The 13,223-nt window shown below is 63.6% G+C and carries 12 protein-coding genes; 4 read left to right on the top strand and 8 right to left on the bottom strand.

Annotated elements, in window-relative coordinates; translation table 11 throughout:
- Nucleotides 1–76 precede the first annotated feature (76 nt).
- A complete protein-coding gene (locus KVP10_RS18060; RefSeq protein WP_217966128.1) occupies nucleotides 77–487 on the bottom strand; it encodes a DoxX family protein in 411 nt (136 codons plus the stop codon).
- A 276-nt stretch (nucleotides 488–763) separates the two neighbouring features.
- Between KVP10_RS18060 and KVP10_RS18055 the strand changes: the two genes are divergently transcribed.
- A complete protein-coding gene (locus KVP10_RS18055; RefSeq protein ID WP_217966172.1) occupies nucleotides 764–2,104 on the top strand; it encodes an MmgE/PrpD family protein in 1,341 nt (446 codons plus the stop codon).
- An 80-nt stretch (nucleotides 2,105–2,184) separates the two neighbouring features.
- The gene (locus KVP10_RS18050; protein WP_217966127.1) at nucleotides 2,185–4,308 is read left to right on the top strand and encodes an acetate--CoA ligase family protein; all 2,124 of its coding nucleotides are present in this window, start codon (nucleotides 2,185–2,187) and stop codon (nucleotides 4,306–4,308) included.
- Between the two features lie 5 nt (nucleotides 4,309–4,313).
- Here the strand turns inward: KVP10_RS18050 and KVP10_RS18045 are convergent, their stop codons facing one another.
- The 4 genes from KVP10_RS18045 to KVP10_RS18030 form a co-directional block, all read right to left on the bottom strand.
- Nucleotides 4,314–5,210 carry a LysR family transcriptional regulator gene (locus KVP10_RS18045; protein ID WP_217966126.1) on the bottom strand — a complete coding sequence of 299 codons (897 nt, stop codon included), beginning with the start codon at nucleotides 5,208–5,210 and terminating at the stop codon, nucleotides 4,314–4,316.
- A gap of 234 nt (nucleotides 5,211–5,444) precedes the next feature.
- The gene (locus tag KVP10_RS18040; protein WP_217966125.1) at nucleotides 5,445–6,440 is read right to left on the bottom strand and encodes a Bug family tripartite tricarboxylate transporter substrate binding protein; all 996 of its coding nucleotides are present in this window, start codon (nucleotides 6,438–6,440) and stop codon (nucleotides 5,445–5,447) included.
- Nucleotides 6,441–6,666: 226 nt separating this feature from the next.
- Nucleotides 6,667–9,078, bottom strand: coding sequence for an endopeptidase La (gene lon / locus KVP10_RS18035; protein WP_217966124.1), 2,412 nt, complete (start codon nucleotides 9,076–9,078; stop codon nucleotides 6,667–6,669).
- 20 nt (nucleotides 9,079–9,098) lie between these two features.
- Nucleotides 9,099–9,503 (bottom strand): Hsp20/alpha crystallin family protein, encoded by a 405-nt coding sequence (locus KVP10_RS18030; protein ID WP_217966123.1) that lies wholly within the window; start codon nucleotides 9,501–9,503, stop codon nucleotides 9,099–9,101.
- Nucleotides 9,504–9,843: 340 nt separating this feature from the next.
- Here KVP10_RS18030 and KVP10_RS18025 point away from each other — a divergent pair, with 340 nt between their 5' ends.
- Nucleotides 9,844–10,128: a toxin-antitoxin system TumE family protein gene (locus tag KVP10_RS18025; protein ID WP_217966122.1), complete on the top strand. Its 285-nt coding sequence runs from the start codon at nucleotides 9,844–9,846 to the stop codon at nucleotides 10,126–10,128.
- Entirely contained in the window at nucleotides 10,118–10,498 is a 381-nt protein-coding gene (locus tag KVP10_RS18020) for an HVO_A0114 family putative DNA-binding protein (RefSeq protein WP_217966121.1), read from the top strand. Before KVP10_RS18025 ends, KVP10_RS18020 begins: the two co-directional genes overlap by 11 nt.
- A gap of 79 nt (nucleotides 10,499–10,577) precedes the next feature.
- Here the strand turns inward: KVP10_RS18020 and KVP10_RS18015 are convergent, their stop codons facing one another.
- The 3 genes from KVP10_RS18015 to KVP10_RS18005 are packed head-to-tail and all read right to left on the bottom strand — an operon-like array spanning nucleotide 10,578 to nucleotide 12,984.
- Entirely contained in the window at nucleotides 10,578–11,372 is a 795-nt protein-coding gene (locus tag KVP10_RS18015) for an amino acid ABC transporter ATP-binding protein (RefSeq protein ID WP_217966120.1), read from the bottom strand.
- Between the two features lie 6 nt (nucleotides 11,373–11,378).
- Nucleotides 11,379–12,113 (bottom strand): amino acid ABC transporter permease, encoded by a 735-nt coding sequence (locus KVP10_RS18010; RefSeq protein WP_217966119.1) that lies wholly within the window; start codon nucleotides 12,111–12,113, stop codon nucleotides 11,379–11,381.
- Nucleotides 12,114–12,159: 46 nt separating this feature from the next.
- Nucleotides 12,160–12,984: an ABC transporter substrate-binding protein gene (locus KVP10_RS18005; protein WP_217966118.1), complete on the bottom strand. Its 825-nt coding sequence runs from the start codon at nucleotides 12,982–12,984 to the stop codon at nucleotides 12,160–12,162.
- Nucleotides 12,985–13,223 lie beyond the last annotated feature (239 nt).

Genomic DNA, 13,223 nt, shown 5'->3' with positions numbered 1-13,223 from the left:
GCCCGGCCTGAGGGTCAGGCCGGATGAACCGGGTTCAATGAACCGCGCCGGGCGAAGCCGCCGCAGCTCGCCGGATTCAATTCCACTTGCCGCCGCTGCCGCCCACGCTGTAGCGCCCTGCGCCCAGCAGCGCGACGGACAAACCGCAGAACAAGTAGAAATATTGCAGCTCGAGCTGCACGCCACCGTTGCCGCCCAGGTGCCAGAGCTGAGCCGAATGCACCAGGGCCAGGGCCACCAGCATGTTGATGACCGCGAGCAGTCCGCCCAGCCGCGCATAGATGCCCAATATCATGAGGATGGGGGCGAGGACTTCCCCGAGGTATACGGCCCAGCCGAAGAAGTGCGGCAGGCCGTGGGCCGCCACCATGCCGTCGATGCCGCCGACCCCGTGCACTATCTTTGAAATGCCATGGAACAGCAGCAATATGCCTACGGTCAGGCGCAGCACCAGTTTACCCAGATCGTCTTGCGAACTTGCGGACATTGCTTGATTCTCCATAGTGAATACAGGGGCCTGCCCTCGGCAGGCCGCTCATTATATAGAGGAGCATGGGGCCGGACCAATTCGGAATGTATGCAACTGTACGGGGCGCCGCGGCGTGCGCCGGACCCACGAGCTTGCTCTATGTTTCAAGGATGATGTCGCAATAATTCAAGCATGCGCCCGCGGACCTGTGGAATGATGTCGTCTTCGAGTCCTGGCAGGCCGGTCGGCCGCGCCGGGCGGGCCGACCGGCCCAATAATCTTCGAGGGATACCCATGCTGCTGGAAGAAATCGCGCGCTATGGCGCCTGGCAAAGCCGCGAGACGCTGCCTCCTGAGGTCTTGCATCACGCCAAGCGGGCCGTGCTGGACTGGTTGTCGGCCCTGTATCCGGGCACTCGGGTCAACCCGGCGCTGCAACTGGTGCAGTCTTGCGTAGAAGAACTGGGCAGCGGCCGTTCCCGGCTGCCGGGGCAGGGCACCACGGTCTTTGCCGCCACCGCCGCCTGGATCAACGGCAGCGCCTCGCATACTGTGGAATTCGACGATATTTTCAAGGACGCCGTCTATCATCCGGGATGCCCGGTGATTTCGGCGGCCCTGGCCGTGGCCGACCAGCTCGGTTCCAGCGGCGAAGACCTGCTGCGCGCGATCGTGGCGGGCTATGAAATCTCCACGCGCATTGGCGCGGCAGTCCAGCCTTCGCATTACCGCTACTTCCATACCACCGGCACGGTAGGCTGCCTGGGGGCCGCGGCGGCCGTGGCGGCGCTGTGCGCGCCCGGCGATGCCGCGGTGATGGGGCACGCCATCGCCACCTCCGCTACTTTTGCCTCCGGCCTGCAACAGGCTTTCAGGTCGGAATCCATGACCAAGGCGCTGCATGCGGGCCATGCTGCCGAAGTGGGCGTGCGGGCCGGGCTTGCCGCTCGGGCCGGGGTCACCGGGGCGCCCGACATCCTGGAAGGCGCGGCGGGCTTCGGCGCCGCCCTGTCGGATGGGGCCGACTGGAACCGGGCGCTGGAAGGCCTGGGCAAGGACTACAACATTACCCGCATCACCCAGAAGAACTATGCCTGCTGCGGCCACACCTTCGCCGCCATCGACGCGGCCCTGGCGGTGCGCGACGCGCACGGCCTGGCGCCGCGCGACATGCGCAAGATCCGGGTGGACACCTATCAGGTGGCCCTGGACGTCACCGGCAATTTCTCGCCGTCCACGGTATTCGAGGCCAAGTTCAGCCTGCCCTACGTGGTGGCGCACGGCCTGCTGCACGGCTCGGTGCGGCTGGACGCCTTCGGGCCGGATCGCCTGGGCGACGCGGCCCTGCGCGAACTGATGGGCCGTATCGAGCTGCACGCCGATCCCGCCTTGACGGCGGCATTCCCGGCCGGGCGCGGCGCGCGCGTCAGCATCGAGACCACGTCGGGCGACGAGCACGAGCAATTGTTCCCGTATCGCAAGGGGGATCCGCAATGTCCCTTGAGCGATGCTGAGCTCGACGCCAAGTACAGCGAACTGGTTGTGCCGGTGCTGGGTGCCGAGGCCGCGCAGCGCCTCAATGAGCAGGTGCGCATGCTGGAACGGCTGCCTGTGCGCGAACTGGCGCTGGGCTGATCGCGCCGCGCGCATGCGCCCTGCGCGCCGCCGCGTTGCTCGATCACAGATATATTCACCGAACAGTATTGGATGGTTTCATGCTTAGTCCCAGTGTATCGGCGGCCCTGCTGTCGCCGCGTTCCGTCGCGCTCATAGGCGCTTCCACCGATCTCAGCAAGAACAGCGCCAGGCCCTTGCGTTTCATGCGCAAGCACGGATTCCAGGGCCGGGTATATCTGGTCAATGCCCGGGGCGGCAGCGCCGGCGGGGAAACCGTGTACCAATCCGTCCTGGATATTCCCGAGCCTGTGGATCATGCCTTCGTCATGACGGCCGCGCGGCACGTGCCGCAGGTGCTGGCCGAATGCGCCCGCAAGGGCGTGCCGGTGGCTTCGATCTATTCGGACGGTTTTGCCGAAATAGGGCAGGCGGGCGCGCAGGCCCAGCGCGAACTGATAGAACAGGCCCGCCGCGACGGCCTGCGCGTGCTCGGCCCCAACAGCATAGGCACGGCCAATGCGCATACCGGCGGGGTCGTGTCGGTCAATGCCGTGTTCGAGATGGACGTGCTGCCGCGCGGCGACATCAGCCTGGTCTCGCAGAGCGGTTCCATGATGGGCTCGCTGCTGTCGCGCGCCGCGGCGCGCGGCTTCGGTTTCGCCAAGTCGGTGTCGGTGGGCAACGAAAGCGATATTTCCGTGGGCGAAGTGGTGGACAGCCTGGTGGACGACCGGGACACTCGCGTGATCCTGTTGTTTCTCGAGACCTTGCGCGATGCGCAGACGCTCGGCGCGGCGCTGGACCGGGCGCGCGCGGCCGGCAAGCCGGTAATCGCCTACAAGCTTGGGCGTTCCGAGCAGGGCGACGCGCTGTCGCAATCGCATACCGGCGCCATGGCGGGCAACGACGCGGCGATCGGCGCATTTTTCGCCGCTCATGGCGTGATGCGCGTCAGCGTGCTGGAGGCATTGCTGGAACTGGCGCCTCTGGCGCGCGCCTATGCTGGCGCGCGCCCCGCGCGCGGGGCGGCGAATCAGCGGCGCATCGCAGTCATCACCACCACCGGCGGCGGTGCCGCGACAGTGGTCGACAACCTGGGCCTGCGCGGTTTTACCGCGGTAGCGCCGCCCGCGGAATTCGTCGCGCATATGGCGGGCCGGGGCCTGACCATACGCAGCACGCCGGTCATCGACCTGACCTTGGCCGCCAGCAGCGCGCAATACCTGGACTTGCTCGAGCAATTGCTGCAGGCCGACTGGTGCGACGCCGTATTGAGCGTGGTGGGCTCGTCGGCGCAGTTTCATCCGCAACTGGCAGTACGCCCCATCATCGAATGCGCCAAGCCGTCCGATCGGCCGCTGGCGGCGTTCCTCGCCCCCGAGGCCGGCGAGTCGCTGTCCATCCTGCTGGGCCATGGCATCGCGGCGTTCCGCACGCCCGAGTCTTGCGCCGATGCGCTTGCGGCGTTTTTCGAGCCGCCCGGCGAGTTGGTTTCCTGCGCAGGGCAGTCCACTCCGTCGCTGCCCGACGACTTGCCGCGGCATGGCCCGCTGAACGAGGCCGAGGCGGGCCGGCTGTTCGGCGCGCTGGGCATGCCCATGGCCGATTCGCAATGGCTGCGCAGCGCGGACGAAGCACATGCCCAGTCTTATCCTGTGGTCTTGAAAGTGGTGTCGCGCGACATACTTCACAAGACGGATGCCGGCGGCGTGCGCACCGGCCTGGCGGATCGCGAAGCGCTGTCCGCGGCCATGGCCCGCATGTCCGAAGATGTGGCCCGGGCTTGTCCCGAGGCGCGCCTCGAGGGCTTCCTGGTGCAGCCCATGGAACGGGGCCTGATCGAACTGATACTGGGTTATCGCCACGATCCCTTGGTGGGGCCGACCGTCCTGCTGGGCGCCGGCGGCGTCGCCGCCGAGCTGATCCCCGATTATTCGCTGCGCCTGGCGCCGGTCAGCCGCGAGCAGGCCATGGAAATGATCGAAGAGGTGCGCCACATACGGCTGGTGCGAGGCTACCGCGGCCTGCCGCAGGCCGACCTGGGCCCCCTGGCCGATGCCGTGGCGGCGTTTTCCCGCCTGGCCTGCCTGGAAGGCCAACCCGTGGCCGAGGCCGAGATCAACCCGCTGTTCGTGCAGAAAGACGCGGTCGTGGCTGTGGATGCGGTGGCAGTGTGGCGCGAAGGGGGTGGCCCCGACGCGGGCGCTGCACACCGGACATAAGACCCTTATTCCCGCAATTCACGCAGCAGATGTTCCAGCAGTTCTGCCGCGTGGCCGTTGCTGCCGTCCGTGGGCGAGATGCAGATATAGAACTGGCGCTCGGCCCAGTCGTCCAGCAAGTGGATCAAGGTCAGCCCCATGGGGCCGAGATAGTTGGCTGCGATTCGTTCCGGCACCACCGCTATTCCCAGGCCTTCGCGCACCATATTGCAGCGGGTCTCGAAATTGGCTACTTGCAGCTTGACGTTGGGCGGCCGGGAAAGGCCGGGCCCGATATAGGACAGGAACTGGTCCAGCGAGTGGCGCGGAAAGTAGCCCAGCAGGTCATAGTCCAGCGCGTCCTCGAAGTGGATCTGGTCGTGGCGGCTGAGCGGATGGCCATTGGGCACCACCAGCCCCACACGGTCTTTCTTGTATTGGTATGAAATGACGCCGGTGGCGGGCTGTTCGGCGTGATAGATGCCGATGTCGCCATGGCCCGAAGCGATCAGGCGGGGGATGTCGTAGCTATGGCTTTCGAGCAGGTCGATGCTGGTGTTGCGCCGTCCCGCGAGAAAGGTAGCTATGGGGCCCGGCAGGAACTGCAGGTTGGTGGACGGGTTGGCCAGCAGGCGGATGCGCGGCGTGCCGTCGCTGGCATAGGCGGCCACGGCTTCTTCGGTCTGGTGCAGGTTGCGCAGGATGAGCTTGGCGCGCTGATACAGCATGTCGCCCACCGCGGTGGGCTCCACGCCGCGGCCGTGGCGTTGCAGCAGGCGCTTGCCGAGATGTTTTTCCAGGTCGCTGATGCGCTTGCTGATGGCCGAGGTGACGAGATTCTCGCGCTCGCCTGCCTTGGACAAGCTTTGCTCTTCGACGGCGGCGACGAAAATCTCGAGCGCGGCGGTATCCAGTTTCTTCATGGGGATTGCATGGCGCCGGCCGTCGGGGCCCGGCAGGCTGAATGTGAATCCCATAAGTATAAGCAGTGTGGAGTATGGCTGCCCGAACTCCCGCCCGTATGGCGCCGGTATCCTCGCCCATGAAAAAAAGGGCAATCCTGTCCGGAATGCCCTCTGCGCCGCCGCCGCGTACCTATACAGCGGCCCGGGTTCGAGCCGGCCCCGGCCGTCGGCCGGGCGCGCGGCTGGCAAGTGTCAGCTCGGTTCTATGCCCAGATGCTTGATGAGCTTGCCGCTTTCCACGATGTCCTCTTGGTATACCTTGTTGTACTCTTCGGGCGTCAGTCGCGTGGGTGTGGCGCCCATGCTGGCGAGCTGTTCGACCCCTTCTTTTGAGTTCATGACCTGGGTAATGGTCTTGTTCAGCTTGTCGACGATCGCAGCCGGTGTGCCCTTGGGAGCGAGTACCCCGTACCAGGCGGCCGGAGCGAAGTCCTTGACGCCAAGTTGTTCGAAGGTCGGCACGCCGGGCAACAGCGGGTAGGGCTTCTCGCTGCCCACCGCGAAGGCGCGTACCTGGCCTTTTTGCAACTGGCCCTGCACCGTGCCCAGCGTGGCAAAGGAACAATCGACGCGGCCGGCTATCATGTCCAGCAGGCCAGCGGCGCCGCCCTTGTAAGGCACATGCAGCATCTTGTAGCCGGTTTTTTCCATGAATTCTTCCACGGCCAGATGGGGATCGGACCCGATGCCGGAAGAAAATGCGGTGTACTTGCCGGGCGCTGCCTTGACTTGCTGCATGAATTCGGCATAGTCCTTGGCCTTGACCGAAGGGCCCACCACCAGCACGTTGGGCATCTTCAGCAGCATTGCGACGGGCACCAGGTCCTTGGCCGTATCGTAAGGCACTTTTTTGTGCAGATAAGGAATATTGACCATACTTTGTGTGCCCAGCAGCAGGGTATAGCCGTCGGGGGCCGCATGCGCCACATTGCTGTTGGCGATCGTGCCGTTGGCGCCGCCCTGGTTCATGACGATGAACTTGGCCTGGGGCCAGGCCTGCTGCAAGAGCTTGGTCATGATGCGGGCCGCATGGTCGGATGGCCCGCCCGCGGGAAAGCCCACCAATACATTGATGGGGCGCGATGTCGGGTAGTCCGCGGCTTGGCTGGCTGCGGGCAAGGCCACGCCGGTCACGGCCACCAGGCCGGCCAGCAATACATTCTTGATACCGGGCATGGAAATTCGCATGCTGTCTGTCTCCAGTGTTTTTCGGAAGGATTTCGAAAAGGTCTACTAGTCTAGGATGTCCTACAGGCCTGGGATTTCGAAAAAGCTGAAGCTATGGTTTCCGAATACAGAAAACGGAGAGCAAGCGCCTTGCACTTGCGGCTGCGGCGGCGCGCAAGCATCCGCGCGCCGGGTAAATAGTCACGGGCCAAAGAGGGGATTGCGCGCGATGGGCTCGCGCTTGCGATCAGTCGGCCGCGCGCTCGAACACCACGGCAATCGCGTCGGCCACTTTCTCGAGCCAGACGAATTGCAGCGAGGCACGCGCTTGTTCCGGGATGTCTTCGAGGTCTTTGCGATTGCGCGCCGGCAGCAGCACGGTCTTGATGCCGGCCTGCATGGCGGCCAGCACTTTTTCCTTGATGCCGCCTACGGGCAGCACCAGCCCGCGCAGGCTGATCTCGCCGGTCATGGCACAATCGTGGCGTACAGGCTGGTTCCTGGCCATGGACGCCAGCGCCACGAACATCGCCACGCCCGCGCTGGGGCCGTCCTTGGGCACCGCGCCGGCCGGAACGTGCACGTGTATGTCGCTGTGTTCGAATATCTGCGGATCGACCTGGAATTCGGCGGCGTGCGCCTTGAGCAGCGTAAGCGCAGCCTGGGCGCTTTCCTTCATGACGTCGCCCAGTTGGCCGGTGAGCATCAGCCTGCCGTTGCCCGGCGTGCGGCTGGCCTCGATGAAGAGTATGTCGCCGCCCACGGGCGTCCAGGCCAGGCCCGTGGCCACGCCCGGCATGCTGGTACGCATCGCCAGTTCGCTTTCGTACCTGTCGGGGCCGAGGATGGTTTGCAGGTCGCCGGCGTCGATGCGCACATGTTGCGCCGAACCTTCGGCGATGCGCATCGCCGCATGGCGCATGGCGCTGCCGATTTCGCGTTCGAGATTGCGTACGCCCGCTTCGCGCGTATACCCATGGATGATGGCCTGTATCGCGGCATCGGTGATCTCGCACTGCTGCGCCGTGAGCCCGTTGGCCTCGAGCTGGCGCCCGACCAGGTAGCGCCGGGCTATCTGTTGTTTTTCTTCTTCGGTATAGCCCGTCAGCGCGATGATTTCCATGCGGTCGCGCAGCGGCCCGGGTATGGTGTCCAGCACATTGGCGGTGCAGATGAAGAACACCTGCGACAGGTCGAAGGGCACGCCCAGGTAATTGTCGCGGAAGCTGGAGTTCTGTTCAGGGTCCAGCACCTCGAGCAGCGCCGAGGCCGGGTCGCCTTGTATGCCGGAACCCAGTTTGTCGACTTCGTCTAGCATCATGACGCAGTTGCGCGCGCCGGCCTTGTGCAGGGCCTGGATGATGTTGCCGGGCAGGGCGCCGATGTAAGTGCGGCGGTGGCCGCGGATCTCGGCCTCGTCGTGCACGCCGCCCAGGCTGACGCGGGCGAACTTGCGCCCCGTCGCGCGCGCGATGCTCTGGCCCAGCGAGGTCTTGCCCACCCCCGGCGGCCCCACAAAGCACAGTATGGGGCTCTTGCCCTTGGGGTTGAGCTTGCGCACCGCCAGGTATTCGAGAATACGCCGCTTGATTTTTTCCAGGCCGTAGTGGTCTTCGTCCAGGATGGCGCGGGCGCGGGCGATGTCTATGCTGTCTTCGGTTTGCACCGACCACGGCAGTTCCGTGAGCCAGTCCAGGTAGGTGCGCAGCATGGAGTATTCGGCCGAGCCGTCGGACATATGCTGCAGCCGCTTCAGTTCCTTGCGCGCATGGGTTTCTACTTCCGGCGGCATGCCGGCCTTGGCGATGTGCTCTTCGACTTCGGCGATCTCGGCGCCATTGCCCTCGCTTTCGCCCAACTGGTTCTGTATGGTCTTGAGCTGCTCGCGCAGCAGCACTTCGCGCTGCCGGTCTTCGAAGCGTTCTTTGGTGCGCTGGTCGATGTCGTGGCTGATGCGCAGCACTTCGAGGAAGTGGGCCACCTGTTCGAGCACACGGTCCAGGCGCGGCAGCAGATCGAAGGTTTCGAGTATCTTCTGCTTGTCTTCGGGCTTGAGGTCCATCAGCCCGGCGACGAAATCGGCCAACTGGGCGGGAGAACTGATGTTTTGCAGCGCGGTTCCCAGTTCTGCCGGCGCCTGCGGCAGCAACTGCAGCGCTTCGACCGCGCGCGCCTTGAGCTGCAGCATGCGGGCTTCGATGTCGGGGCTGCTGCCTTGCGGTTCGGGGTGGCGTTCCACTTGAGCCAGCATATAGGGATAGCCTTCGAGAAATTCGGTGACGCGGAAGCGCTGCTCGCCCTGGCAGATGATGTGATGCGTGCCGTCCGGCGTGGTGACGTAGCGCAATATATTGGCCACCGTACCCACCCGGTACAGGTCGTCGACTACGGGAGCCTCGTCCTGCGCATTCTTTTGCAGCAATACGCCCACCTGCCGTCCGGTGCGCGCGGCTTCCTGGGCCGCCAGCATGGTGGCCTCTTGCGTGATCGCGATCGGCGCGGCCAGGCCCGGGAACAGCACGAGGCCGCGCACCGGGATGATGATGAGCGCGCCCGCGGGCAGCGACAGCGCCTCGGCCTGTTGCGGCTTGTCGCCTTCGACGGCGGGGGTGGCTGGTAATTCGGAACGGGATTCGGCTTCAGGTGTTTGGCGGTCCATGGCTGTTTATCCCTTCTGCTTCAGTTCAGTCTCAGCAGGCCCAGTTGCAGGCAGCCGTTGGCCAGTTGCGATTCCTTGATTTCGAACTGGCCGGCGGGCAGGCCTATGCGCCGCTCGAACCGCCCGTAGGGAATTTCAATGCGGCGGATGCGCGACCCCGGAGCGGCGGGAAGAGGGCGTTCGCCTACGACCAGCAGGGAGTCGCCGTCGATCACGACCTTGACATGCGCGGGGTCGACGCCGGGCAGGGCCACCTGCACATACAGATGGCGGCCGGTCTCGAATACGTCTATGGGAGGTTCCCAGGCGGGGCCCGAAACCGGGTCGGGGCGTAGATGGAAGAACTGGCGATGCAGGCGGTCGGCCCGTTCCAGCAGGGTGACGGCATCGACCCACATCGTGTCGGATGGCTTGCGAAAATTCATGAATCGCGTCCTCGGTTCCGAGCTTGTGCGATTCATTATACGCGTCGCTTGCGGGCGGGGCGGCCGCGGATATTTGCCTCTGTTTGGGAGGATTGCGCCGGGTTCCCGGCTCTTGGCCGGTCACTGCGGAGTCGGGGCGGCCGAGATCATCGGCATGAAAGAAGAAGAGGCTTGTGCGTTTTCTCGAGCCCGTAGTTTTGTCGTGTCGGGGCGTTGGAATTCGAATTCGCGACCCTCTGCTTCCAAAGCAGATGCGCTATCAAGCTATGCTACGCCACGGAAAGCGGCGTAGCTGCTATGGTGGTTGACACCATATCTAATATATGGTGTTATACACCATATGAAAGCGACTCTTCTGCACCGCAGCCGCACTATTTACAAGCGCGGCATTATAGAAGCCGTGGTGTGGCAGGTGCCTTGGCCCGTTCCGCCATCGGACCATCCTTACAAATACCGTCTTGTATATGTGATAGATGGACAGAGGGTCGTGGGCTATGACAATGAGCGCGGCAAGGGTGACCACAAGCACCTCCGGGGCGTGGAGTCATCCTATGAATTCAAGGGGCCGCGGCAATTGATGGTCGATTTCATGGCTGATGTTGAAGGAGCCGACTATGACAAATGATCAAACTCTCCATGTGGTTGTGGGCGGCGGGCCCGGGCGTGCCCTGAAACATGCCGCCGACGCGATGAGCGCCCTGGAGCAGGGCAGGCAGCCCGCGCCGCACTTCGAGGTAGGATTTGATGACGTGAGCCAGATGCTCGCTGTTTTCACGCCGCGCCGCTGGGAACTGATCGCTGCGTTGCGCGAGACGGGGCTAACGTCGATTTCAGCCTTGGCTAAGCTGCTGGGCCGTGACTACAAGAACGTGCATGGCGACGTGACTGCGCTGATGGAATGGATGGCCATAGAGAAGGATGAGCAGGGCCTGATCCACGCACCCTTCGCAGACATCGCGGTGGACGTGCATCTGCCGCGACGGCGGGCGGCCTGACTCATCGCGCCCATTCACTCCGTGGGCGGGCAGGCGGGCAGTACTGTATTTTTCCTGGCTGGACAGCCCGGCCAGCCGCTTACAACACCCGCTTCAAGAACAACTGCAGTCTCTCGCTGCGCGGGTTTTCGAAGAATTCTTCGGGCGGGGCGATTTCCAGCAGATGCCCGTGGTCGAGGAACACCACGCGGCTGGCTACTTCTTTCGCGAAGCGCATCTGATGCGTGACGACGACCATGGTCATGCCTTGTTTGGCGAGGTCGCGCATGACGTCGAGCACTTCGCCGACCAGTTCGGGGTCGAGCGCCGACGTGGCTTCGTCGAACAGCATGACCTCGGGGTTCATCGCCAGGGCGCGCGCTATGGCCACCCTTTGCTGCTGTCCGCCCGACAACTGTGCGGGGCGGCGATCGCGCAGGTGATCGAGGCCGACCAGCTCGAGCTTCGAACGCGCGATGGCAACGGCTTCTTCGCGGCGCTTGTTGTGCACGGCCCGCAGGGCCATGGTCACGTTTTCCAGGACGCTGCAATGGGGAAAGAGATTGAATCTCTGGAAGACCATGCCGACCCGGGTCCGGATGCCGTCGACATCGGCGCCCTTGTCGGTAATGACTTGCCCGTGGATGCTGATCTGGCCGCGATCGGGCACTTCGAGCAGGTTGGTGCAACGCAGTAGCGTCGATTTTCCGGACCCCGAGGGCCCGAGCAGGCAGATGGTTTCCGCCGTGTCCACGCTCAGGTCGATGTCTTCCAGGACCACGGTACGCCCGAATCGCTTGCCGACGTGCGAATACACGATCGCGGGCTGCGGGTGGCCGACGGACGATGGCGTCGAGAGGGTTTTGTCGGCAACAACGGTGCTTGTAGTGGACATGGTCGCTCAGCCTTCTTCGGACGCTTCGAGTCGGATCTTGGGGCCGTTATGCAGCCGCCGTTCCCAGGCGTTCACGATATAGGTCAGGGGAACGGTGATCATCAGGTAGACGATGCCGGAGGCCACCAGCGGCGAGAAGTTGGCGCTGTTGATCGTACCGTCGTGGCCGATGGAGAACAGTTCACGCTGGCCTATGGTCAGGCCCAGCAGATATACCAGCGCGGTGCTGCGGATGATGATGATGGACTGGCCGGTAAGCGCCGGAAGCACCGTCCGGATTCCGATGGGGATGACGATCAGGCGCGTGGTCTTCCAGAGCGAAATCCCCAGGCTGCGCGCGGCTTCGACCACGCCTTTATCGACGTCCTGGAACCCGGAACGGAAGATTTCCGCCATATAGGCGCCTTCCACCACACCCACGGCCAGGCCGGCGTATCCGTAGGTCCAGTGGCCGAAGACCATCAGGCCCGCCATGGGCAAGCCGGCGCCGATCAGGAAGATGCTCAATATGTGGGGCGCACCGCGGAAGATATCGACATAGATGCGAAACGGCAGGCGCACCAGGAACTTCTTCGACATCAGGCCGAACGAGAAGAACAGCCCGATGATGCACGAAAAGAACGTGCCTATCACCGACAATATCAGCGTGTTCGGCAGACCCACCCGCAGCAGGTCGGGCAAGGTATCCGCGATGAGATGAACATCGAAAAAAGTTGCGAGCACATTGTTCAGCCCTTCCATGGCCACCTCGCCCAAATGCTATAGAGTGTTCGTGAGAAATCGGGAACTACTTCTTGAAATTCGGGTATTCCTGCGCCATGCCGGCAGGCTCGCCCTCGCCGGGATACCACTTGCTGTAGAGCTTCATGTAGGTGCCGTCGGCAATGATGTCCCCAAGAGCAGTGTTCATGGCTTTCAGCAGTGCCGGCCGGTCTTTCGCGACGGGCAGCGCGCCTTTGCCGCTCATGACCGACTCGCTGGCCATGAAATCGGGGTTCCTCTTCAGCAGGCCCGAAGAGGCCTCAAAGCCGGTGAACAGGCCGCTGACTTGCCCGGTCTTGAGCGCGGCGGTGCTGGCTGCGATGTTCGGGAACGTCCTGACACTGATGGTGGGCTCGAGCTTTTGCAGCACCGGTATCAATGCGCTGCCCACGGTAATGGCCACAGTCTTGCCGCCTGCGTTCTTGACGGTCTGCAGCGGAGCCTTCTTCAGCGACACCAGCCGTGCCTGGGCGAAGTTCACGGGGGTCGTGAAGTTCACCACTTTCTCGCGCGGCGGCGTCACCAGCACGGCGAAGGCGGCGGAGTCATAGCGGTGGCTGCTGATGGAAGGCACCATGCTGGAGAAATCGGTGGCGACATACTCCGGCTTCAGATTGATTCTTTTGGCGATCTCGGTGGTCAGGTCCACCATGAAGCCGGCCGGCTTGTCGTCCTTGATAAAGGAGACCGGCTTGTCGTCCGCACGGAAGGCATAGAGAATCTGACCTTTTTCAACGGTATGCAGTTCGGCGGCATTCGTGCCGGCAGCGCTTGCGGCGCTACCGAACGACACGGCGAGCGTCGACAGAAATCCCATGGCCAGGAATTTGCTATAGCGTGAGAATGACATGGCGAGTCTCCTTTATTGTCGAAATAGTGAAGTTTGGGCGCGAATCGGCGCTTTCCCAAGGGTCGAAGAAATCGTATCATCGGCATGATGCGCGTTTATTAGAATAAACCTATATTTCCTTCGAAAAAATGCAACAATTGCAGAGCCAGAGCCAGAGCCAGAGCCAGAGCCAGAGCCAGAGCCAGAGCCAGAGCCAGAGCCAGAGCCGGTATCCGTCGCAGGACGAGGCGCTGCCCGTC

It is taken from the genome of Candidimonas humi, from assembly GCF_019166065.1.
Taxonomy (GTDB): Bacteria; Pseudomonadota; Gammaproteobacteria; order Burkholderiales; family Burkholderiaceae_B; genus Candidimonas; species Candidimonas humi.
The sequence above is the reverse complement of the archived record's forward strand: the minus strand, read 5'-3'. Positions and strand labels throughout refer to the sequence as shown.